17 protein-coding genes and 1 pseudogene are annotated in these 22803 nt (G+C 73.6%); 14 read left to right on the forward strand and 4 right to left on the reverse strand.

What is annotated here, in order from left to right; genetic code table 11:
- The first annotated feature begins 25 nt into the window (after positions 1-25).
- From ACIOJE_RS14070 to ACIOJE_RS14090, 5 genes are all read left to right on the forward strand, one after another.
- Entirely contained in the window at positions 26-1948 is a 1923-nt protein-coding gene (locus ACIOJE_RS14070; RefSeq protein ID WP_400776151.1) for an AMP-binding protein, read from the forward strand.
- Positions 1948-7716 carry an SDR family NAD(P)-dependent oxidoreductase gene (locus tag ACIOJE_RS14075; protein ID WP_400776154.1) on the forward strand — a complete coding sequence of 1923 codons (5769 nt, stop codon included), beginning with the start codon at positions 1948-1950 and terminating at the stop codon, positions 7714-7716. Before ACIOJE_RS14070 ends, ACIOJE_RS14075 begins: the two co-directional genes overlap by 1 nt.
- Positions 7709-8617, forward strand: a complete 909-nt coding sequence (locus ACIOJE_RS14080) for a 3-hydroxyacyl-CoA dehydrogenase family protein (protein WP_400776156.1) — start codon at positions 7709-7711, stop codon at positions 8615-8617. The genes ACIOJE_RS14075 and ACIOJE_RS14080 overlap by 8 nt, the downstream gene beginning before the upstream one ends.
- Before the next feature lie 77 nt (positions 8618-8694).
- Positions 8695-8961, forward strand: coding sequence for an acyl carrier protein (locus ACIOJE_RS14085; protein ID WP_280680428.1), 267 nt, complete (start codon positions 8695-8697; stop codon positions 8959-8961).
- Between the two features lie 25 nt (positions 8962-8986).
- Positions 8987-10171: an acyl-CoA dehydrogenase family protein gene (locus ACIOJE_RS14090; RefSeq protein ID WP_280680429.1), complete on the forward strand. Its 1185-nt coding sequence runs from the start codon at positions 8987-8989 to the stop codon at positions 10169-10171.
- Between the two features lie 34 nt (positions 10172-10205).
- Here ACIOJE_RS14090 and ACIOJE_RS14095 read toward each other — a convergent pair whose 3' ends face one another.
- On the reverse strand, positions 10206-11426 hold the full coding sequence (locus ACIOJE_RS14095) for an RNA-guided endonuclease InsQ/TnpB family protein (protein WP_400776159.1): 1221 nt from the start codon (positions 11424-11426) through the stop codon (positions 10206-10208).
- A 155-nt stretch (positions 11427-11581) separates the two neighbouring features.
- Between ACIOJE_RS14095 and ACIOJE_RS14100 the strand changes: the two genes are divergently transcribed.
- From ACIOJE_RS14100 to ACIOJE_RS14110, 3 genes are all read left to right on the forward strand, one after another.
- Positions 11582-12661: an HAD-IIIC family phosphatase gene (locus tag ACIOJE_RS14100; protein WP_400776161.1), complete on the forward strand. Its 1080-nt coding sequence runs from the start codon at positions 11582-11584 to the stop codon at positions 12659-12661.
- On the forward strand, positions 12658-13512 hold the full coding sequence (locus ACIOJE_RS14105) for a thioesterase II family protein (protein WP_400776164.1): 855 nt from the start codon (positions 12658-12660) through the stop codon (positions 13510-13512). Before ACIOJE_RS14100 ends, ACIOJE_RS14105 begins: the two co-directional genes overlap by 4 nt.
- 105 nt (positions 13513-13617) lie before the next feature.
- Positions 13618-14271: a LysE family translocator gene (locus ACIOJE_RS14110; RefSeq protein ID WP_280680433.1), complete on the forward strand. Its 654-nt coding sequence runs from the start codon at positions 13618-13620 to the stop codon at positions 14269-14271.
- Between the two features lie 17 nt (positions 14272-14288).
- Here ACIOJE_RS14110 and ACIOJE_RS14115 read toward each other — a convergent pair whose 3' ends face one another.
- Positions 14289-15317 (reverse strand): helix-turn-helix domain-containing protein, encoded by a 1029-nt coding sequence (locus ACIOJE_RS14115; RefSeq protein WP_400776167.1) that lies wholly within the window; start codon positions 15315-15317, stop codon positions 14289-14291.
- A gap of 210 nt (positions 15318-15527) precedes the next feature.
- On the opposite strand from ACIOJE_RS14115, the gene ACIOJE_RS14120 reads away from it, so the two are divergent.
- Positions 15528-16226 carry a G1 family glutamic endopeptidase gene (locus ACIOJE_RS14120; RefSeq protein ID WP_400776170.1) on the forward strand — a complete coding sequence of 233 codons (699 nt, stop codon included), beginning with the start codon at positions 15528-15530 and terminating at the stop codon, positions 16224-16226.
- Here ACIOJE_RS14120 and ACIOJE_RS14125 read toward each other — a convergent pair.
- Positions 16223-17341: a bile acid:sodium symporter family protein gene (locus tag ACIOJE_RS14125; RefSeq protein ID WP_400776173.1), complete on the reverse strand. Its 1119-nt coding sequence runs from the start codon at positions 17339-17341 to the stop codon at positions 16223-16225. The two genes, ACIOJE_RS14120 and ACIOJE_RS14125, sit on opposite strands and share 4 nt — an antisense overlap.
- 127 nt (positions 17342-17468) lie before the next feature.
- Here ACIOJE_RS14125 and ACIOJE_RS14130 point away from each other — a divergent pair, with 127 nt between their 5' ends.
- The 3 genes from ACIOJE_RS14130 to gndA all read left to right on the forward strand — a co-directional run bounded on the left by ACIOJE_RS14130 (position 17469) and on the right by gndA (position 20288).
- Entirely contained in the window at positions 17469-18347 is an 879-nt protein-coding gene (locus ACIOJE_RS14130) for a LysR substrate-binding domain-containing protein (RefSeq protein ID WP_400776175.1), read from the forward strand.
- Positions 18348-18493: 146 nt separating this feature from the next.
- Positions 18494-18757 carry a co-chaperone GroES gene (locus ACIOJE_RS14135; RefSeq protein ID WP_280680438.1) on the forward strand — a complete coding sequence of 88 codons (264 nt, stop codon included), beginning with the start codon at positions 18494-18496 and terminating at the stop codon, positions 18755-18757.
- 85 nt (positions 18758-18842) lie between these two features.
- Positions 18843-20288, forward strand: coding sequence for an NADP-dependent phosphogluconate dehydrogenase (gndA, locus tag ACIOJE_RS14140; RefSeq protein WP_280680439.1), 1446 nt, complete (start codon positions 18843-18845; stop codon positions 20286-20288).
- A gap of 67 nt (positions 20289-20355) precedes the next feature.
- Here the strand turns inward: gndA and ACIOJE_RS14145 are convergent, their stop codons facing one another.
- Positions 20356-21459, reverse strand: a complete 1104-nt coding sequence (locus ACIOJE_RS14145; protein ID WP_400776177.1) for an NADH:flavin oxidoreductase/NADH oxidase — start codon at positions 21457-21459, stop codon at positions 20356-20358.
- Between the two features lie 176 nt (positions 21460-21635).
- Between ACIOJE_RS14145 and ACIOJE_RS14150 the strand changes: the two are divergent.
- Both ACIOJE_RS14150 and ACIOJE_RS14155 read left to right on the forward strand, forming a co-directional pair.
- Positions 21636-22106, forward strand: a pseudogene (locus ACIOJE_RS14150) (5-methyltetrahydropteroyltriglutamate--homocysteine S-methyltransferase); the annotation flags it as partial.
- Between the two features lie 520 nt (positions 22107-22626).
- Entirely contained in the window at positions 22627-22797 is a 171-nt protein-coding gene (locus ACIOJE_RS14155; protein ID WP_280680441.1) for a hypothetical protein, read from the forward strand.
- Positions 22798-22803 lie beyond the last annotated feature (6 nt).

Genomic DNA, 22803 nt, shown 5'->3' on the forward strand with positions numbered 1-22803 from the left:
CCTACCGAGGAAGTGGACAGCGAAGATGACCGTGACCGAGGACGCACCGACCACCGGCCTGAGCCGGTTGATCGCCGACCAGGCGGCGGCCCGGCCGGACGCCGTCGCCCTGCTCGCACCCGACCGGAGCCCGCTCGGCTACCGGGCGCTCGCCCACCGGATCGAGGAGATCGGGCGGGCGCTGAACTCCTTCGGCATCGGCCGCCGGCACCGGGTGGCCATCGTGCTCCGCAACGGCCCCGACCTCGCGACGGCCTTCCTGGGCACGGCCTCGTACGCGCAGAGCGCCCCGCTCAACCCCGCGTACCAGCGGCGGGAGTTCGCCTTCTACCTCGACGACATGCGGGCCGACGCCCTCCTGGTCGAGCGCGGCGACGACTCGCCCGCGGTGGAGGTGGCCCGCGAGCGCGGCCTGCGCGTCATCGAGCTGAGCAGCGAACCCGGCACGCCCGCCGGCGAGTTCACGCTCGACTGCGCCGACCTGGGCGGCCCGCTGCCCGCCGTCGAGGGCGGTCCGTCCGGCACCGACGAGACCGCGCTGATCCTGCACACCTCCGGGACGACCGACCGCCCCAAGCTGGTGCCGCTCACCCACGCCAACCTGTGCGTCGCCGCCCGCAACACCGGCGCGGCGTTCGACCTCGGCGAGGGCGACCGCTGCCTCAACGTGATGCCGCTCTTCCACGCCCACGGCCTGACCAGCACCCTGCTGGCGACGCTCGTCCGCGGCGCGGGCATCATCTGCCCCCCGGGCTTCAGCGACACCGGCTTCTTCTCCTGGCTGGAGCAGTTCGGCCCCACCTGGTACACGGCGGTGCCGGCCATGCACCAGGCCCTGCTCTCCGTGGCCGACGACCACCGCGACACCCTCGCCGCGGCCCGGCTCCGGTTCATCCGCTCCGCCTCCGCCCCCCTGCCGGGCCCGGTGCTCACCGCGTTGGAGACCACGTTCGGGGCCCCGGTCGTCGAGGCGTACGGGATGACCGAGGCCGGCTCGCTGGTGACCAGCAACCCGCTGCCCCCGGGCCGGCGCAAGCCGCGCTCGGTCGGCCTGCCGGTGGGCGGTCCGGTGGTGATCCTGGACAAGGCCGGCCGCGAGGTGCCGACCGGCGAGGCCGGCGAGATCGCCATCCGGGGCGCCAACGTGATGGCCGGTTACGAGGCCAACCCCGAGGCCAACGCCCTTGCCTTCGCCGGTGGTTGGCTGCGCACCGGGGACGAGGGGCGGCTGGACGAGGACGGCTACCTGTACGTCGTCGGGCGCAGCAAGGAGATCATCAACCGGGGCGGCTCCAAGGTCGCTCCGGCCGAGGTCGACGACGTCCTCACCGGCCACCCGGCCGTCAAGACGGCCGTGGCCTTCGCGCTGCCCCACCCCACGCTGGGCGAGGACGTGGCGGTGGCCGTCGTCCCGCGCCCGGGAGCGGAGGTGGTCGAGCGGGAGCTGCGCGAGTTCGCGGCGGCCCGGCTCGCCGACTTCAAGGTGCCCAGCCGGGTCTTCGTGGTGGACGACGTCCCGCGCAGCGCGACCGGCAAGGTGCAGCGCCTGCGGCTCGCGGAACTGCTGGCCCCCGCCCCGGCGGCCGCCGCCGCACCGGCCCCGGCCGCGTCCGACGACCCGCTGGAGCAGCGGATCGCGGCCCTCTGGTCCGAGGTGCTCGGCGCCGAGCGGGTCGGCGTCGACGACAACTTCTTCGACCTGGGCGGCAACTCGCTGCTGCTGAGCCGGGTCGCCGCCCGACTGGGCGAGCAACTCGGCCGGGACGTCCCGCTGGTGGAACTGACCATGCGCCCCACGGTGGGCGCCCTCGCCCGGTACCTCGCCGAGGACGGTGGCGGAGCGGCGCAGCCCGAGCCCGGCACCCGGGAGCGGTACGACCGGGGCCGCAACCGGCTGCGCCGACAGCTCGGCCAACAGCGGGCGGGCGCACGGAAGGAGAACGGCTGATGGAGCGCGACCCCGCCGAGGCGGACGGCACGACCGGCCTGGAGATCGCCGTCATCGGACTCGCCTGCCGCTTCCCCGGCGCCTCCGGCCCGGAGCAGTACTGGGAGAACCTGCGCACCGGCACCGAGTCGATCACCTTCTTCTCGCCCGAGGAACTGGCCGCCGCGGGCGTCCCCGAGGCGCTGCGCACCGACCCGGACTACGTGGCGGCGCAGGGCGTCCTGGCGGACGCGGACCTCTTCGACGCGGACTTCTTCGGGGTGAGCCCGAAGGAGGCCGACCTGATGGACCCCCAGCACCGGGTGCTGCTGCGGTGCGCGTGGGAGGCGCTGGAGGACTCCGGCCACGATCCGAGGTCGGTGCCGGGGCAGGTCGGCGTGTACGCGGGCAGCTACTACAACAGTTACGTCGACCACGTGGACGCCCGGATCGACGGCACCGACCCGGGCGAGGTCTTCGCCCGCAACGTCGCCAACGAGAAGGACTTCCTGGCGACCAGGATCGCCTACAAACTCGACCTCTCCGGCCCCGCGCTCACCGTCCAGTCGGCCTGTTCCACCTCGCTGGTCGCGGTGCACCTGGCCGGGCAGGCCCTGCTCAGCGGGGCGTGCGACCTCGCGCTGGCGGGCGGCGCCACCGTCCGGGCCCACCAGAGGCAGGGCTACCTCCTCCAGCCCGGCGGGATCTTCTCCGCCGACGGGCACTGCCGCCCGTTCGACGCCACGGCGCAGGGCACCGTCGCCGCCAACGGCGCGGGCATGGTCGTGCTCAAGCGGCTGGAGGACGCGCTCGCCGACGGCGACCCGATCCGGGCCGTGATCCGGGGATCGGCGGTCGGCAACGACGGCGCCGAGCGGATCGGCTTCACCGCGCCCGGGGTGGCGGGCCAGGCGCGCGTCATCCGCGCCGCGCTCACCATGGCCGAGGTCGACCCGGCCACCGTCTCGTACGTGGAGGCGCACGGCAGCGGCACCCCACTCGGCGACCCGATCGAGGTGGAGGCGCTGACCCAGGTGTTCCAGGGCCTCGCGCCGGGCAGCTGCGCGATCGGGGCGGTCAAGGGCAACATCGGCCACACCCACGCCGCGGCCGGCGTCGCCGGGCTGATCAAGACCGTCCTGGCGCTCCAGCACCGGCAGATCCCGCCGAGCCTGCACTTCGACGTCGCCAACCCGGCCATCGACTTCACCGCCGTGCCGTTCCGGGTCAACACCCGGCTGACCGACTGGCGCGGCGACGGCGGGCCGCGCCGGGCCGGCGTCAGCTCCTTCGGCATGGGCGGCACCAACGCCCACGTCGTCCTGGAGGAGGCCCCCGCGCCCGAGCGGCGGCCCACCGGGCGCGCCCGCCGGCTGCTGCCGCTCTCGGCGCGCACCGCCACCGCGCTGGAGACCGCCACGGACCGCCTCGCCGACCGCCTCGCCGACCGGCTCGACCGCCCTGCCGAGCGCTCGGGCGGCGGCGCTCCGGACCTCGCCGGGGTCGCGCGGACGCTCCAGACCGGTCGGCGCCACTTCGGCCACCGCCGCTTCGTGATCGCCGAGGACGCCGCCGAGACCGCACGCGCCCTGCGCGAGCGCGACCCGCGCGCCGTCCGCGGCGGCCAGCACGACGGATCGCCCCGCAAGGTCGCCCTGGTCTTCCCCGGCCTGGGCGAGCAGCGGGTCGGCATGGGACGCGAGGTCCACGCCGGCGACCCGGTCTTCCGCCGGGAACTGGACCGCTGCGCCGAGGGGTTCCGGGCGCACCTCGGCGTCGACCTGCGCGACCTGCTGTACCCCGCGGACGCACCGGACGGCGGGACGGGCGGACCCGACCTGCGCCGGATGCTGCGCCGCGGCACCGCCGACGGCCCGCGCGGCGAACTCGACCGCACCCTGTACGCACAGCCGGCGACCTTCGCGGTCGAGTACGCGCTGGCCCGCCTCTGGGAGTCCTGGGGGATCCGGCCGACAGCCCTGGCCGGCTACAGCATCGGCGAGTACGTGGCGGCCCACCTCGCCGGGGTGCTCTCGCTGGACGACGCGCTGCTGCTGGTCGCCCACCGGGCCCGGCTGATCGAGGGACTGCCCGGGGGCGCCATGCTGGCCGTGCCGCTGCCTGAGGAACGGGTCCTCGGCCTGCTGGACGAGCACCTCTCGCTGGCCGCCGTCAACGGGCCCGCCCTGTGCGTGGTCGCCGGGACCGGCGAGGCGGTCGGGGCGCTGGCGGCCCGGCTCGGCGAGGAGGGGATCGCGGCCCGGCCGCTGCGCACCACCCACGCCTTCCACTCGCACCTGATGGACCCGATCGCCGCGGAGTTCGCCGAGCTGGCGGCGGGCGTGACGCTCCACCCGCCCCGGATCCCGTACATCTCGAACGTCACCGGCGACTGGGCCGACGCCGGCCTGGTCACCGACCCCGGGTACTGGGTGCGGCACCTGCGCCTGCCGGTCCGCTTCGCCGACGGCGTCCGCCGGCTCTGGGAGGACCCCGGGCGGGTGCTGCTGGAGACCGGCCCCGGCCAGTCGCTGACCAGCCTGGCCCTCCAACTGCGGCCCCCGTCCGCCGCGGCGGGGGTGGCGGTCGCCTCGCTGCCCGGGGAGTTCGACCGGCAGCCGGAGGAGCGGTTCCTGCTCGGCGCCGCCGGCCGGCTCTGGGTCGCCGGCGTGGACCTGGACTGGTCCGCCGTCAGCGGCGGCAACGACGCGCCCCGGGTGGCGCTGCCGACGTACCCGTTCGAGGAGAGCCGCCACTGGATCGACCCGGCGCCCCGCACCCCCGCCCGGCCCGCGCCGTCCCTGGCGAAGAAGGCGGACCTGGCGGACTGGTTCCACACGCCGGTCTGGGAGTCGGCGCCGCCCCGGCCGGTGCCGTCGCCCCGGGAGCCCCGGTCCTGGCTGCTGTTCGTCGACGACGAGGGCGTGGGCGAGGCGCTCGCCGCCCGGCTCGCGGCGGACGGCCACCGCGCCGTCACGGTACGGGCTGGCGCCGGCTGGCGCGAACTCCCGGACGGCTGCTACGAGATCGCGCCCGGCAGCCTCGCCGACCACCAGCGCCTGGTGGCGCGGATCGGCCCCGACGGCGGCCTGCCCGACCGGGTGGTGCACCTGTGGTCGGTCGGCCCGCGCCGGTCGGCGGCGCAGACGCTGGAGCGGGGCTTCCACAGCCTGCTGTGGCTCAACCGGGCGGCGGCCGACCACGCCCCCGGCGCGCCGCTGGACATCTCGGTGGTCTCCAGCGACGCCTTCGCGGTGCTCGGGACGGAGCCGGTCGCCCCGGAGAAGGCCACCGTCACCGGGCCCTGCCTGGTGCTGCCGCTGGAACAGCCCGGCACGCTCTGCCGGGCCGTCGACCTCTCGCTGCCGGCCGGCCGGAGCTGGTCCCCGGCCGACGGCGAGCAACTGTACGAGGAACTGCTCGACCCGTCGTCAGGGCCGCTGACCGCGCTGCGCGGCCGGCGCCGCTGGCGGCGCGCGCACCGGCCGGTGCGGGTGGAGGACGCGCCGGGCGCCCGCACCCCGCTGCGCGAGGGCGGCGTCTACCTGATCACCGGCGGCTTCGGCGGCATCGGCCTCTCGCTCGCCCGCCACTTCGCCACGGCCGCGCGGGCGCGGCTGGTCCTGGTCGGCCGCAGCCCGCTGCCGCCCCGGGAGGACTGGGCGGGCCTGCTCGCCGACAGCCCGGCGCCCGGCGAGCCCGCGCCGCCCGGCCGGACGGTCGAGCGGATCCGGGCCGTCCTGGAGCTGGAGCGGCTCGGCGCGCAGGTGCTGGTCGCGGCCGCCGACGTGGCCGACTCCGCCGCCATGCACCGGGTCGCCGACCAGGCGCTGGAGCGGTTCGGATCCGTCGACGGGATCGTGCACGCCGCCGGGGTGCCGGCCGCCGGGCTCGCCCAGCTCAAGACGGCCGAGGCCGCGGCCCGGGTACTGGACCCCAAGGTCCACGGCGGCCTGGTGGTCGACGCGCTGGCCCGCCGGCTGTCGCCCGACTTCACCGTCCACTGCTCGTCCAGCCTCGCGCTGACCGGCGGCGTCGGACAGGTCGACTACGTCGCCGCCAACGCCTTCCTCGACGCCCTGGCGCAGCACGCCGAGGCGACCGGCGGCCCGTACACCGTGTCGGTCGACTGGGACGGCTGGCAGGAGGTCGGCATGGCCGTCCGCACCGTCGGCGCCGCCGACCCGGGCGACGCGGACGGGAACCGGACCGGCCCGGTCGACCACCCGCTGCTGGACGCCTGCCTGCGGGACGACGAGAGCGCCGCGGTGTACTCCGTCTCCCTCGCCGTGGCCACGTCCTGGCTGATCGACGAGCACCGCATGGCGGGCAACGCGGTGGTGCCGGGCACCGGCCACCTGGAGCTCGCCCGGGCCGTCCACGAGCACCAGAGCGGCGACGCCCGGGCCGTGCTGAGCGAGGTCACCTTCCTGTCCCCGGTGGTCGTGGGCGAGGACCAGCGCCGGGAGCTGCGGGTCGTCCTGGAGAAGCGGCACACCCCGGCGCGCTTCGCGGTGGTGAGCCGCCCGGCCGATGCCGCCGGGGACGGGCGGGCCGAGGAGGAGGGCTGGCAGGTCCACGTGACCGGCGCGGTCGGCCCGGTGCCGGACGACACCGCCCCACCGCGGCGGCACGACATCGCGGAGCTGATCTCCGCGGCCGGCATGCGCGACCTGGGCGCCGTCACCCACACCGGGCCGATGGGCTTCGGCCCGCGCTCCCGCTGCCTGCGCCGGGTGCACCTGGGCGAGACGGAGGCGCTGGCGGAGCTGGAACTCCCGGAGGAGTTCGCCGCGGACCTGGAGCGGATCGCGCTCCACCCCTCGCTGCTCGACCTGGGCGCCGGCTTCCACGGGATGAACCTCGCCGAGGAGTTCCGGATCCCGCTCGGCTACGGGAGCCTCACGTTGCTCGCGCCGCTGCCGCGCCGCGTCGTCAGCCACCACCGCTTCCGGGCGGCGGACCGGCGCGGCAAGGAGACCTTCACCGCGGACTTCACGCTGATGGACGCGTCCGGCCAAGAGGTCGCGCGCGTCGAGGACTTCGTGCTCAAGCGGGTCACCGACCTGGAGACCAGGCTGACGGCGCTGCGGGACGGCACCTCCTCCGAGGTCGCCGCCTACCGCTTCCCGCCCGCGGCCGCCCGGCGCGGCGGGCCCGGGCCGCTGCGGGAGCACCTCGACCAGGGCATCCGGCCGGAGGAGGGCGTCGAGGCGCTGCTGCGCCTGCTCGGCGCGGGCCTCGGCCCGCAGGTCGCCGTGGTCGCCAAGGACCTGGACGCGGTGTTCGCCGACATCCACCGGCACCGCGTCGGCGCTCCGCCGGACGGCCGGTCGGACGATCCGTCGGGCGGTCCGCAGGCGGGCGCTGCCGCGGCGCACGGCGTCCACCCGCGTCCGGGCGTCTCCACCGCGTACGCGGAGCCCGGGGACGAGACGGAGGCGGCCCTGACGGCGCTGTGGGCGGAACTGCTCGGCCTGGAACGGGTCGGAGTGCACGACGACTTCTTCGAACTCGGCGGGCACTCCCTGCTCGGGCTCCAGCTCTCGGCCCGGATCCGGCGGCGGTTCGGCGTCCACCTGCCGCTGAACACCCTCTTCGAGTCGCTGACCGTGGCGGAGCTGGCCGCCGCGCTCCGGAAGCGGCCGGGCACCACCCCGGACGGCGCCACGCCGGACGGCACCCCCAGTGACACCACCCCGAACGACGACACCACGCAAAGCGACACCACCCCCAGCGACACCACCCCGGACGACGGAACCGAGAAGCGGAGCACGGCACATGTCTGAGATCCACACGGTCGGCGTGGTCGGCGCCGGCGTCATGGGCACCGGCCTGGCACAGGCGCTCGCCCAGACCGGCCATCAGGTCCTCCTCGTCGACCGGACCGAGGAGATCCTCGCGGCCGCCGAGCGCACGATCCGCGAGGGCCTGCGGTTCGCGCGGCTGCTGGGCGCGAAGGGACCGGCCCGGCCGGCGAACGACCGGCCCAAGGAGGACCGGCCCAAGGAGGACCGGGAGACCGTCCTCAAGCGCATCACCCTCACCACCGGGTACGAGGGCTTCGAGGAGGCCGACTTCGTGATCGAGAACATCACGGAGGACTGGGGCCTCAAGCAGGGCGTCTACCGGCGCCTGGACGCCGTCTGCCCGCCGCGCACCGTGTTCGCGGCCAACACCTCCGTCATCCCGATCACCCGGATCGGCGCGGCGACCTCCCGTCCGGCCCAGGTGCTCGGCATGCACTTCATGAACCCGGTGCCGCTCAAGCCGGTGGTGGAGATGATCCGCGGCCACCACACCTCCGCCGAGACGGTGGCGACCGCCCGCACCCTGCTCGCCCAACTCGGCAAGGAGGGGATCCTGGTGGAGGACTCGCCCGGCTTCGTCACCAACCGGGTCCTGATGCTCACCGTGAACGAGGCCGTCTACCTCGTCCACGAGGGGGTGGCGGGAGCGGCCGAGGTCGACCGGATCTTCAAGACCTGCTTCGGCCACACCATGGGCCCCCTGGAGACCGCCGACCTGATCGGCCTGGACACCATCCTGCAGTCCGTCGAGGGCCTGTACGCGGCCTTCAGCGACAGCAAGTACCGCCCCTGCCCGCTGCTCGTCCGGATGGTCGACGCCGGGCTGCTCGGGCGCAAGAGCGGCCAGGGCTTCTACGACTACGCCACCACGGCCGCCTGACCGGCCCCCACCTGGCTCACCCGGTCCACCCGGTCCACCCGATGGTTCACCCGATCGAGAAGAAGGAACCACGCGCCATGACGACGGCCGACCACAAGCCGCAGATCTTCGCCTTCCTCGCCCGCTACTTCGGTGAGCACCGGCTCGCCGAGGACGAGGACATGTTCGCCACCGGATTCGTCAATTCGCTCTTCGTCATGCAGCTCGTGCTGTTCGTCGAGGGCGAGTTCGACATCACGGTCGAGGACGAGGACCTGGAGATCCGCAACTTCAACACCGTGCGGGCCGTCGACGCGCTCGTCACCCGCAAGCTCGCCGTGGGTGCCGCCGACCGGCGCCCGTGACCACCGCTCAGGCAAGGGAGGGCAGATGGCCATCAGAGTGCAGCTGAGCCCGCGCCAGGCCGAGGCGCGGGAGGAGTACGAGTCCTTCGCCCGGGAAGCGGTCGCCCCGTCCGCGAACGGGTGGGACCGCGCCGAGCGGCTCCCCGAGGAGTTCCTCAAGGACTTCGCCGACCGCGGCTACCTGGCGTCCGCCGTACCGCCCGAGTACGGCGGCGCCGGGCTGGACGCGATCACCTTCGGCCTCCTCAACGAGGAGCTGGGGCGCGGGTGTTCGTCCGTCCGCAGCCTCGTCACCGTGCACGGCATGGCCTGCCAGGCCGTCGCCCGGTGGGGGACCGCGAGCCAGCGCGCCGACTGGCTCCCGAAGCTCGCCTCGGGCGAGGCGATCGGCGCCTTCGCGCTCACCGAGCCGGGCGCCGGTAGCGACGTCAAGGCGCTGGCCACCACCGCCCGGCGGGTCGGCGACGGCTTCCGGCTCGACGGTGCGAAGCGGTGGATCACCTTCGGCCGACGTGCCGACGTCTACCTGCTGTTCGCCCGCCTCGACGGCCTGGAGACGGCGTTCCTGGTACCGCGCGACGCCCCCGGGCTGGAGGTCCGGCCGATCACCGGCGTCCTCGGCACCAGGGCGTCGATGCTCGCCGAACTGGACCTGGCGGACTGCCGGGTGGCCGGCGACGCGCTCCTCGCCCGCCCCGGCTTCGGACTGAGTGCCGTCGCCGCCGGCGCGCTGGAGCTGGGCCGCTACAGCGTCGCCTGGGGGTGCGTCGGCCTCTCCCAGGCCTGCCTGGACGCCAGCCTCGACCACGCCGACCGCAGGGAGACCTTCGGCGTCCGGCTCCGCGACCACCAACTCGTCCAGCGCATGATCGCCGACATGGCCACCGGCACCGCCGCCGCCCGGCTGCTGTGCCAGCAGGCGGGCTGGCTGCGGCAGGCCCGCTCCACCGAGAGCCTGTACGCCACCTGGCTCGCCAAGTACCACTCCTCCGTCACCGCGTTCCGGTCGGCCTCGGACGCCGTCCAGGTGCACGGCGCTCACGGCTGCGGCGGTGACTACCCGGTGCAGCGCTACCTGCGGGACGCGAAGGTCATGGAGATCATCGAGGGCAGCACCGAGCTCCAGCAGACCACGATCGCCGAATCGGCCTACCACGCCCGCCCGCGGGCCACGGCCCCCACCAGCCCCACCGGAGAGGTGACGGCTTGACTTCCTCCCCCGGCTGAAGGCCGGGGGATTCCCCTCAGCCTCGCGACTGAGCCGCTGCGCGTGTGCGCTGCGGTGGGACGACTTCCTGCTTCGCCGACGACTGCCCGCCCGGAGTGCTCCGTTGAGGTCTTACACCGTCTCCACAGGCTGTAACCGCCAGTCCGGCGGCCAGGATGTTGCGTGCCGCGTTCACGTCCCGGTCGTGCCGCGCGCCGCAGGCGCATTCCCACGCGCGGACGTTCAGGGGCATCCTCGCGGCGATCACGCCGCAGGCCGAGCACAGTTTCGAGCTGGGGAACCACCGGTCGATGGTCACCAGGTCCCGGCCGTACCACTGGGCCTTGTACTCCAGCATGGACCGCATCTCGGTCCAGCTCGCGTCGCTGATGGCGCGGGCGAGCGTGTGGTTCCCCAGCATGTTGCGGACGGTCAGGTCCTCGATCACGACCGTTTGGTTCTCACGGACGAGTCGGGTGGTGAGCTTGTGCAGGAAGTCCCTGCGGCGGTCGGCGATGCGCGCGTGCACCTTCGCGACCTTGAGCCGGGCCCTGGCCCGGTTGTTGGAGCCCTTGGCCTTGCGGGACAGCTCCCGCTGGGCCTTGGCGAGGCGTTCCCGGTCCTTGCGCTGGTGCCGGGGGTTGGTGATCTTCTCCCCGGTGGACAGCGTCACCAGACTGGTGATCCCCGCGTCGATCCCGACCGCCGGGTTCACGGGTGCGGGCATCGTCGGGCGGTCCTCGCACAGCAGGGCGACGAACCAGCGCCCCGCGCTGTCCTGCGACACGGTCACCGTGGACGGCGCCGCGCCCTGCGGCAGCGGCCTGGACCACACAATGTCCAGCGGCTGATCCATCTTCGCCAGCGTCAGCCGGCCGTCCCGGAACCGGAACGCCGAGGACGTGTACTCGGCGGACCTGCGGGACTTCTTCCGGGACTTGAACGTCGGGTACTTCGCCCGCTTCTGCCAGAAGTTGGCGAACGCCCCCTGCAAGTGCCGCAGCGCCTGCTGCAACGGAACCGACGACACCTCGGACAGGTAGGACAGTTCCCCGGTCCTCTTCCACCCCGTCAGCATCGCCGACGTGGCGTTGTAGTTGACCCTCTCCTGACGCAGCGTCCACGCCTCCGTGCGGGCCTGCAACGCCATGTTGTAGACCTTCCGCACACACCCGAAGGTGCGCGACAGCTCAGCCGCCTGCGCATCCGTCGGATAGAAGCGGTACTTGAAAGCCCGCTTCACGTGAGGCCTGATCATGCGTCACAAACTAGCGTGACTACAGGTAACGATCAAATCTGCGGGTCGGAGCACAGCGGTCCGCCCTGGCGGCGAAACGCTGCCCGCTGTCCCGCTCCGCAGGAGTTTCGCTTCCTCCCCTGGCTAAAGCCGAGGGCATCCACGAAAGGAATCCGATGACCACGCACGAGACCACCGACCCTGCCGAGCCCGCCCCGACCGTCAAGTGCGTGGTCTGGGACCTCGACAACACCGTGTGGGACGGCATCCTCCTGGAGGACGGCGAGGCGCAGCTGCGCCCCGGGATCCGGGAGGTGATCACCGAGCTGGACCGCCGCGGCATCCTCCACTCGATCGCCAGCCGCAACGACCACGACGCCGCCGTGGCCGAGCTGCGCCGCCACGGCCTGCTCGACTACTTCCTGTACCCGCAGATCAACTGGAACGCGAAGTCCTCCTCCGTCCGCTCCATCGCGAAGTCCCTCAACCTGGGCCTCGACGCGTTCGCCTTCGTCGACGACGACGCCGTCGAGCGCGGCGAGGTCGGCTTCGAGATCCCCGAAGTCCGGTGCATCGACGCCGCGGAGGCCGCCGAGCTCGCCGAGCGGCCGGAGTTCTCCCCCCGGTTCGTCACCGAGGACTCGGCCAGGCGGCGCGAGATGTACCTGGCCGACCAGGAACGCAACCGGGTCGAGCAGGAGTTCACCGGCCCGCAGGACGCCTTCCTCGCCACGCTGGGCATGACGCTCACCATCGTCCCGGCCCAGGAGGAGGACCTGTTCCGGGCCGAGGAGCTGACCGTCCGCACCCACCAGCTCAACACCACCGGCTACACGTACTCCTACGAGGAGCTCGACGCCTTCCGGCGGGCCGACACCCACGAGCTGCTGGTCGCGCGCCTGGAGGACCGGCACGGGCCGTACGGGACGATCGGTCTCGTCCTGGTCGCCAAGGACGGCGATCTGTGGACCCTCAAGCTGCTGCTGATGTCGTGCCGGGTGATGTCCCGGGGCGTCGGCGGCGTGATGATCAACCACCTCCGCCGGCGCGCGCGCGACGCGGGGGCGCGGCTGCGGGCCGAGTACCTGCCCAACGGGCGCAACCGGATGATGCTGGTCACCTACAAGTTCACCGGCTTCCGGCAGCTTCCGGGCGAGGACGGGCCGACGGTCTTCGAGGCCGACCTCGCGGACGTGCCCGACGACCCGTCGTACCTGAAGGTGGAGGTCCTGCCCGGAACGGACCGGGCTCGATGAGCCGGGACACGGCGGTCGGCAGCGCGTGGGTGGTCCGGCCGGCGCCCAGGCCCGACGCCCGGCTGCGGCTGATCTGCTTCGCCTACGCCGGGGGCGGGAGCTCCGCCTTCGCCGAGTGGCCGCGCGCGCTGCCCGCGGACGTCGAGGTGTGCGCGGTCCGGCTCCCGGGCCGCGAGTCGCGGATCTTCCAGCCCGCGTACCGCGACGTCGACGAGCTGGTGCCCGTCCTCACCGAGGTGCTCGCCGGGCCCTGCGAGGCCCCGTTCGTGCTGTTCGGGCACAGCATGGGCGCGCTGATCGCCTTCGCGCTCGCGCGCCGGCTCCGCGCCGAGGGCCGGCCCGCCCCCGAACACCTCGTCGTCTCCGGGCGCCGGGCCCCCCAGCTCGTCCACAACCGGCCGCTCATCCACCACCTGCCCGACGGCCAGTTCGTGGAACGGCTCCGGGAGCTCGGCGGCACTCCGGAGGAACTGCTCGCGGACGCCCGGGCGATGCGACTGGTCCTGCCCGGGCTGCGGGCCGACTTCCAGCTCAACGACACCTACAGCCACCGACCGGAGGAGCCCTTGCCCGTCCCGGTCACCGCCTTCGGCGGCCGGGCCGATCCGCACGTCGATCCGGAGGGCGTCGCGGCCTGGGCCCGACAGAGCACCGGCCGGTTCACCATGCGGATGTTCGACGGCGGCCACTTCTTCCTGCACTCGGCCCGCCAGGAGGTGCTCCGCGAACTGGGCCGCCTCCTGCGCCGACCCGCCGATCCGATCGCCGACCCGGTCATCGACACGGCCGCTGATCCGATCATCGACACGGTCGCGCGCCGCGGCAACTCCCGTCCATCCCAGGTGATATGACAGGGATTTGAATCGTTCCCGGGAAACCGGGCACCACTGCGGTGGACACCGGATACTGTGCGACCATCGCGACCGCGGAGTCACGGACGAAAGGAATGGGAACCCGTGCCTGCCCTGTCCAACCTGTGGTGGTTCTTCACAGCCTCCCTGGTCCTGCTGCTCATCCCCGGCCCGTCCGTGCTCTACGTGACCGGCCGCACCCTCGACCAGGGCCGCCGGGCCGGACTCCTGTCCACCCTGGGCCTCGCCTGCGGCGACGTGGTCCAGGTGATCGCGGCCGTGGTGGGCCTGTCCGCCCTGGTGGCCTCCTCCGAGACGGCCTTCTCGGTGGTCAAGTACGTGGGCGCCGCCTACCTCGCCTGGCTCGGCATCAAGCGGCTGCGCACCCCCGACCCCGACCCCTCCGTCGAACGGGCCGAGACGCCGCCCGCCCGCACCGCCCGGATCTTCTCCGACGGACTGGTCGTCAACGCCCTCAACCCGAAGAGCACCCTGTTCTTCCTCGCCTTCCTCCCCGCGTTCATCGACGGCGGCAGGGGAGCGGTCTGGTCGCAGACCCTGGTGTTCGGTCTGATCTTCGTGGTGGTCGGCATGGTGACCAACGCCGGGTGGGCCCTGCTGGGCTCACTCCTGCACAAGAGCGCCCGGCGCAGCCGCACCTTCCTGCGCGTGGAACGCTACGTCGTGGCCGGGGTCTTCTTCCTCCTCTCCGCCGCCACCCTCGCCACCGGCCTGACCGACCACCGCCGCCCCGCCTGACCGGTCCGCGGACCGGTTCAGAGCAGGTCGGCGCGGGCGGCCTGGATACCGGCCTGGAAGCGGGTGCGTGCGCCGAACCGGTCCATCAGCTCCCGTACCCAGCGCTGCACCGTCCGGGTGGAGACGCCCAGTTGACGGGCGATGCTCTCGTCCGTCAGGCCGGAGGCGAGCAGCGCCAGCAGCCGGTGGTGCCGGTCCTCCGGCTCGTCCGCGGTGTCCGGCGCGGGGAAGTGCATCGCGTGCGACCAGTGCAGCTCGAACAGGCCGATCAGCGCGTCCAGCAGCGAGGACGGCCGGACCAGCAGGACGTGTTCCAGCTCGGTGCCCGCGCTCACCGGAAGCAGCGCCCAGCGGGCGTCCACCACCGCCAGCTTCAACGGCAACTCCGGTAGCACCCGGGCCCGTTCGCCGAGCCGGATGAAGGAGCGGATCTCGGCCGTGCGCTCCGGCTCGCGCAGCACCCGGCTCTCGTAGACCGCCCGCATCTCCACCCCGCGGCCGAGCAGGGCGAGTTCGGTCTCCGGGTCGCTGCGCCGCACGTACGGCGGTTTGTCCAGCACCCGCACCTGCTCGCGCACGCCCAGCTGGAGGCTGCGCCAGAGCTCGGCGATCGACCCCCGGCCGGTGATCACCTCGACCAGTTCGGCCATCCCGGCCTCGGCCGGGCTGCGCCGGTAGGTGCGCATCAACTCGTTGATCCGGCCGCGGGCCCGGCGCAACTCGACCTCACGCCTGAGCAGCAGCTCCTCCAGCGCGACGTCCGGCGCGGCCGCGGTCCACTGCTCCCGGTCCGGCGACGGCCGTTCCACCAGGCCCTGCGCGGCCAGCGATTCCAGCACTGCGGTGGCCCGTTCCGCGGCCAGGCCGCATCGGGCGCCGAGCTGCCGGGCCGAGGCGCCACCGTCGGACAGCAGCCGCAGGTACAGCTCCTCCTCCGCCGCGTCGAGGCCCAATCCGGCGAACCTGCCTGCGCCCGACTCCGGCACCGGGCACCCCCATTCCCGGCCGAGCCGGCGCCGGCCCTGTGCCGGCAGGCCGTCCGTCATCGGACCGTGCCCTCGGACTGTCTGCCATCGGCGGGGTGAAATCAAGGATCCGCAGGAAGACATGTACCCGCCATGGCGGAATCCTGACCGGCCCATAACCTTCCGGGCCCCACCGGCGGCGCGCACGCTGGGGCGACAGCGCGTTGCCCGCCGCCGGCCCCACCCGGCGGCCGCAAGGTCATCCCCCATACCCCCACCGGGAGTTCACCCATGTCCGCGTTCCGTCTCGCTCGTACGGCCACGGCCGTCCTGCTCGCCGTCTCGGGTGCCGCACTCGCCGCCGGCCCGGCCGACGCCGCGACCCCCGCGGCCGCCAGGGCCTCCGCCCACCACTACGGCCACTCCTACGACGGCGGCGTCTGGGGCGGTTACGTCGCCCAGGGCAGCGGCTTCCGTTCGGTGTCCGGGTCCTGGACGATGCCTCAGGTCCAGTGCAACACCGCCAACGACCTGTTCGCCCCCTGGGTCGGCATCGACGGCTACGGCTCGCAGACGGTCGAACAGACCGGCGTCCAGGTGGACTGCTCCAGCGGCTCGCCCGTCTACTCCGGCTGGTACGAGATGTACCCGGCCCCGCCGCAGTACTTCAACGACCCGGTGGACGCGGGGGACAGCTTCACCGCCGGGGTCGTCGCCAACGGCGGCGGCTCGTACACCCTGACGCTGACCGACACCACCAAGGGCTGGACCGAGACCACCCGCCAGCGGCTCAACGCCCAGAACGTCAGCGCCGAGGCCGTGATCGAGTCGCCCAGCCAGAGCTACCCGTCCTTCACCAGCCTGGACTTCTCCGGCATCACGGTGAACGGCCGGAGCTTCGACGCCTACAGCCCGCAGGCCATCGACAGCGGCCAGTACACCGAGACCGCCCTCCAGAACGGCGCCTTCTCGATCGTCCCGGCGAGCTAACCCGGCCCGGCCCGGTCTCGCCCGGTACCCCGTCGGCCCACGGCCGCCGGCGTACCGGGCGCCCGGTCCCCCGGCCCACGGCCCGGTGCGGGCATGGTCGGTGCCGGGGCCGGTGCGGTCTGGGCGGGCGCGGCCCAGCGGCGGGCCAGGACGGCGCAGACCATCAGTTGCAGTTGGTGGAAGAGCATCAGGGGCAGCACCATCAGACCGGCCGCCGCGCCCGGGAAGAGGACGGCGGCCATCGGGACGCCGCTGGCCAGGCTCTTCTTGGAGCCGCAGAAGACGATCGCGATCAGGTCGCCCCGGTCGAACCCGAGCCGGCGGCCGGCCAGCAGCGTGGCGGTCAGGATCAGTGCCAGCAGCGCCGACTCCACCACGAGCAGCGCCGCCAGCCGGGGCAGCGAGAGCGTGCCCCACATCCCGCCCACCACGGCGGCGCTGAAGGCGCTGTAGACGACCAGCAGGATCGAGCCGCGGTCGACCAGGCCGAGGACGGAACGGTGGCGGGCCATCCGGGCGGCGATCCAGCGGCGCAGCAACTGGCCTGCGGCGAAGGGGAGGAGGAGTTGCTCGGCGATCTCCAGTACGGCACCCGCCGAGATGCCGCCCCTGGTGTGCAGGAGCACGGCGGCGAGCAGCGGGGCCAGGAGGATGCCGAAGAGGCTGGAGAAGGTCGCGCTGCAGACCGCGGCGGCGGTGTTGCCGCGGGCGATGGCGGTGAAGGCGATCGAGGACTGCACGGTGGAGGGCAGCAGGGTCAGGAAGAGCAGGCCCTGGTAGAGCTGCGGCGACAGCACGTCCGGCACCAGCAGGTGGGCGGCCACCCCGAGCAGGGGGAAGAGGCCGAAGGTCACCGCCAGCACCGTGCCGTGCAGCCGCCACTGTTTGAGCCCCTCCCAGGCCTCCCGGGCGGAGAGCCGGGCACCGTAGAGGAAGAATAGGACGGCGACCGCGCCGGTGGCGGCGTCCGAGACGGCCGGTGCGGCGGCGCCGCGGGCGGGGAGCAGGGCGGCCAGTGCGACGCTGCCCAGCAGGGAGGCGATGAAGGGGTCGACCCGGAGCCGGGTGGGGCGTCGGGACCTGCGGGAGCGCGGTGATCGCTTCGGGCGGGGCATGGTTCTCCGCGGTGGCGGTGCGGTCGGGGGGCCACCTCAGCCTGCCGCCCGGCCGGGTGATTGTGAATCCCGCTGGCCGTGCTCACTGTCATCATGGTTCGTGATGGCGGCGGGTAGGGTGGGCCGGGTGTTCGATCCGGTCCAGTTGAGGTCCTTTCTCGCAGTGGCCCAGACCGGCGGCTTCACCAGGGCCGCCCAGCGGCTGGGGTTGCGGCAGTCGACGGTCAGTCAGCACGTGCGGCGGCTGGAGGAGGCCGCCGACCGGCGGCTCTTCCTGCGCGACACCCACTCCGTGCAGCTCACCAGCGAGGGTGAGGCCATGCTCGGCTTCGCCCGGACGATCCTGGAGGCGCACGAGCAGGCGGTCGGCTACTTCGCGCAGACGCAGGTGCGCGGGCGGGTGCGGTTCGGCGCCTCGGAGGACTTCGTGCACACCGAGCTGCCGCAGATCCTGCGGGGCTTCCGGCGGAGCAACCCCCAGGTCGACCTCGAACTCACCGTGGGCCTCAGCGCCGTGCTCTACGAGCAACTGGCCGACGGGCGGCTCGACCTGGTGCTCGGCAAGCGCCCGCCCGGCGGCGGCTCGCAGGGACGGCTGGTCTGGCGGGACGAGCTGGTGTGGACAGGGGCGGAGGACGTCCGGGTGGCCTCGGCGGAGCCGCTGCCGCTGATCGTCTACCCGCCGCCCAGCTTCACCCGCGCCCGCGCCCTGGAGGTCTGCGAACGCGCCGGGCGGCCGTGGCGGATCGCCTGCACCAGCACCAGCCTCTCCGGAGTACGGGCCGCCGCGCTGGCCGGCCTCGGGGTGGTGCCGCACGCGCGGAGCCTGGTCCCGTCGGGCCTGCGGGTGCTGCCGGACCAGCCGGGCCTGCCGGATCTCGGCACCACCGAGTTCGCCCTCACCACCGGACGCACCACGGCCCGCGGGCCGGCCCAGGTCCTGGCCAGAGCGGTCCTCGCGGACGCGTTCCGCCTGCGACGCGCGCCGGAGCGGTCGGAGCCGTGACCGGCGGGTGGCGCTACCCCGGCGCGGGCGGCGGTACCTCCAGGAGGCCGAAAGCTCCGTCCCACGCGGTGCGGGAATCGCGAACCTCGGCAGAATCGATGTGTGGGGCGGCCGCGCCGCAGGCGCCTACGTGAGAGGACCATGCCATGCCCGACTTCCACCCGAAGCACGACCGTCTGATCGTCAAGCCGATCGGGGCGCCGACCGCGCAGGACCCGGAGACGTGGAAGGGCGAGGTGGTGGCGGTCGGGCCCGGCCGGCCGCTGGAGAGCGGCAAGCCGCACCCGGTGGACGTCAAGGTCGGCGAGAAGATCCTCTTCAACAGGCGCTCCGGATCGGAGATCGAGGTGGAGGGGGAGTCGTACGTCGAGCTTCCCGAGGACGAGGTCCTGGCACTCTCCGCGGAGTAGCGAGCGGAGCAGGGCCCGGCAAGCGGAGTAGCAAGCGGAACAGCAACAGGACTTCGGCCCCTGAGAACCCCTGGAGACCCCTGCCATGACCAAGCACTCGCCGGCCCGGATCGGCGTGACCGGACTGGCCGTGATGGGCCGCAATCTGGCCCGGAACTTCGCCCGCCACGGATACCGCGTGGCCGTGCACAACCGCACCCAGGCGCGGACGACGGCCCTGCTGGAGGAGTTCGGTCACGAGGGCGACTTCGTGGCGACCGAGACCACGGAGGGTTTCGTCGCGGCCCTGGAGCGCCCGCGCCTGATCGTGATCATGGTGAAGGCCGGAGCGCCGACCGACGCGGTCATCGACGAGCTGGTGCCGCTGCTCGACAAGGGCGACGTGGTGGTCGACGGCGGGAACGCGCACTTCCTCGACACCAGGAGGCGGGAGGCGGCCCTGCGGGAACGCGGGCTGCACTTCGTGGGCAGCGGGATCTCCGGTGGTGAACAGGGCGCGCTGGAGGGACCGAGCATCATGCCCGGCGGTACCCCCGAGGCGTACCAGGTCCTGGGACCCCTGCTGGAGGACATCGCGGCCAAGGTCGACGGCAAGCCCTGCTGCACCCACGTCGGACCCGACGGCGCCGGCCACTTCGTCAAGATGGTCCACAACGGCATCGAGTACGCCGACATGCAGCTCATCGCCGAGGCGTACGACCTGCTGCGGCACGGATCCGGCCTGCAGCCGGACGCGATCGCCGAGGTCTTCCGGGCCTGGAACGGCGGGCGCCTGGAGTCCTACCTGATCGAGATCACCGCCGAGATCCTCGCCCACACCGATGCGGCGACCGGGAAGCCCTTCGTCGACATCGTGCTGGACCAGGCGGAGCAGAAGGGCACCGGCCGCTGGACGGTCCAGAGCGCACTGGAGCTCGGCGTGCCCGTGAGCGGGATCGCCGAGGCGGTCTTCGCGCGGGCACTGTCCGGCGGTGTGCCACTGCGGCAGGCGGGGCGGGGGCTGCCCGGCCCCACCGAGACCTGGCTCGACAGTGCGGCGTCCGACCGGTTCGCGGACGATGTCGAGCAGGCCCTGTACGCCTCCAAGATGGTGGCCTACGCCCAGGGCTTCAACGAGATCCAGGCCGGCAGCGCGGAGTACTCCTGGCAGGTCGACCCCGGTGAGATGGCCGCGATCTGGCGTGGCGGCTGCATCATCCGGGCCCGGTTCCTGGACCGGATCAGGGCCGCCTACGAGGCGGACCGGGAACGTCCCACGCTGCTGACCGACGCGCACTTCCGGGAGGCGCTGGGCGCCGCGCAGTCGGCGTGGCGGCGGGTCGTCTCCACGGCGGCCCAGCTGGGCGTGCCCGCCCCGGGCTTCGCGACCGCGCTCGCCTACTACGACAGCCTGCGGGCGGAGCGGCTGCCGGCCGCGCTGGTGCAGGGGCAGCGGGACTTCTTCGGCGCGCACACCTACCGCCGGGTGGACCGGGAGGGCACCTTCCACACGCGTTGGGAGGCCGACGGCCGCCCGGAGGAACGGCGCTGAGTCACCCGTCCGGCCCCACCCGGCGCCACCTCCGACAGCCCTGGAGGCACCCGCCCGGCCGACAGCCTTAGGCGAGGTGGTACTGGTCGGGGGAGGAGACCTGGCCGCCGAGCGCGGCGGCGGCCTGGCGCGCCCAGTACGGGTTGCGCAGGAGCTCGCGGCCTAGCAGGACGGCGTCGGCCCTGCCGGAGGCGAGGATGTCCTGGGCCTGGACGGGATCGGTGATCTGGCCGACGGCCGCCACGGGCATGCCGGTCCCGTTGCGTACCGCCTCGGCGAAGGGCACCTGGTAGTCGGGGCCGGCTTCGATCCTGGCGTCGGGGACGAGGCCTCCGGTGGAGACGTCCATCAGGTCCACGCCGTGGGCCTGGAGTTCCTTGGCCAGCCGGACGGTGTCCTCCGACGTCCACCCCTCGCGGCCGTCCTCCGGATTCTCCGTGAGCCAGTCCGTCGCGGAGACGCGGAAGAGGACCGGCAGCTCCTCGGGCCACTCCGAGCGGACGGCGTCGACGACCTCCAGCGCGAAGCGGATCCGGCCCTCGAAGGAGCCGCCGTACGCGTCGGTGCGGTGGTTGCTGTGGGGGGAGAGGAACTGGTGGATGAGGTAGCCGTGGGCGCCGTGGATCTCGATGGCCTGGAAGCCGGCGTCGAGCGCGCGGCGGGCGGCCTCGGCGAACTGGCCGGCGATTCCACGGATATGATCCACGGTCAGCTCGTCGGGCCTGGTCCGCGTCGACGTGAAGGGGATGGCGCTGGGGGCGACCGGCGTCCATCCGTGGGCTTCGTCCGGGGCGAGGGCGCGTCCGCGGTCGACCCAGGTGCGCTCGGTGGACGCCTTGCGGCCGGCGTGGGCGAGCTGGATGACCGGAACGGTGCCCTGCGCCTTCAGGAAGGCGGTGATCCGCCGGAAGGCCGTGACCTGGGCGTCGTTCCAGATGCCGAGGTCGTAGGGGGTGATGCGGCCTTCGGGGCTGACGGCCGTGGCCTCCGTGATGATCAGCCCCGTGCCGCCGGTGGCGCGTGCCGCGAGGTGGGCGAAGTGCCAGTCCGTCGGCACGCCGACCGCGTCGCCGTCCGGCGCGGCGCTGTACTGGCACATCGCCGCCATCCAGATGCGGTTGGGGGCGGTCAGCGTCCTCAGGCTGTAGGGGGTGAAGAGGGTGGTGCTCATGGCGGACTCCTGGTGGGGCGGATGGGCGGCATCCGGCCGTGCGGGGGCGGGGCGCCGGTCGTGAGGAGTGCGGGAGGTGTGGTGGGACACCCTCGCGAATGCTTGCAGGTGCACTTTGAATGACTCGACAATAGTTGCACACACCGATTAATTGCAAGCGCGGCGTATTGTTCGGGCCGGCCCTGCGCGAGACCCTGCCGTTGCGCGCCGCCGACCGCCCGGCCTACCTCGACTGGGCCACCGAGTCCTTCCGCCTGGCGACCTCCGGGGTCCGCGCGGACACCCAGATCCACACCCACATGTGCTACGTCGAGTTCGGCGCGATCATGACGGCGATCGACGAGCTCGACGCGGACGTCATCTCGCTGGAGGCCATCCGCTCGCACATGGAGGTCGCCGGGGAACTGGCCGAGGCCGGCTACCCGCGCGAGGTCGGCCCGGGCGTGTGGGACATCCACTCGCCGAGCGTCCCGAGCACCGAGGAGGCCGTCGAGCTGCTGCGCGCCGGGCTCGCGGCGATCCCCGCCGAGCGGCTCTGGGTCAACCCCGACTGCGGCCTGAAGACCCGCGGCTGGCCCGAGACCCGGGCCTCCCTGGAGAGCCTGGTCGGCGCCGCCCGGCGACTGCGCGCCGAGCTCGCCGGCTGACCTGACGAAGACCGGGGGCGGGCGCGGCCCGAGCGCCGTGCCCGCCCCCGGTCACCGGGGCACCCCGCGCGGCCCACGAGCGGGACGACGCGACCATGGCGGCCAGCGTCCGGAGTCGCCGCCAACGCCAACAGCACCGGTCTGGCCACCGAGGCGCTGCTCGACGCCGGGCGCCTCGGGGCCGGGCTCAAGGGCTGGGGCCGGCTGGTGAAGTTCCAGCAGGGCTGCTCCGCCGACCCCGCCGTGCGCGGCGCCGTGGCCTACGCCGCGACCGGGTTCAACCAGGCCACCGCCGTACGGGCCACCGCCCAGGCCGTGCTGGGCCTTCGGCGCCGGCGCCCAGCCGGGCGTCACCGCGCCCTGACCCGATCCGGACGATCCGGACGGGCCGATCGGCCGATCGGCCCGTCCGGGTGGCGCGGGACGAGGAGCCGTGGTGCGGCTCGCCCCGGCTTGCGGCTCTCCGGGGCGAGCGTTTGAGTGGGGGTGGTACCGCCGGAATCGGAGACGAGGAGGCGCCATGTCGCACCACAAGTCCAACAAGGACGTCGAGGGGAACCCGGACACCGGCCACGGGCGCGGCCTGCCGCGCCGCCCCGACGAGGAGGAACTCGAAGAGCGCACCGAGGAGGACCGCGAGGAGGTGGGCCTGCCCCCGGACCCGGACGCCCCGCCCGAGGACGAGCAGTAGACCCAG

The organism is Kitasatospora sp. NPDC087861, from assembly GCF_044742585.1.
GTDB lineage: Bacteria > Actinomycetota > Actinomycetes > Streptomycetales > Streptomycetaceae > Kitasatospora.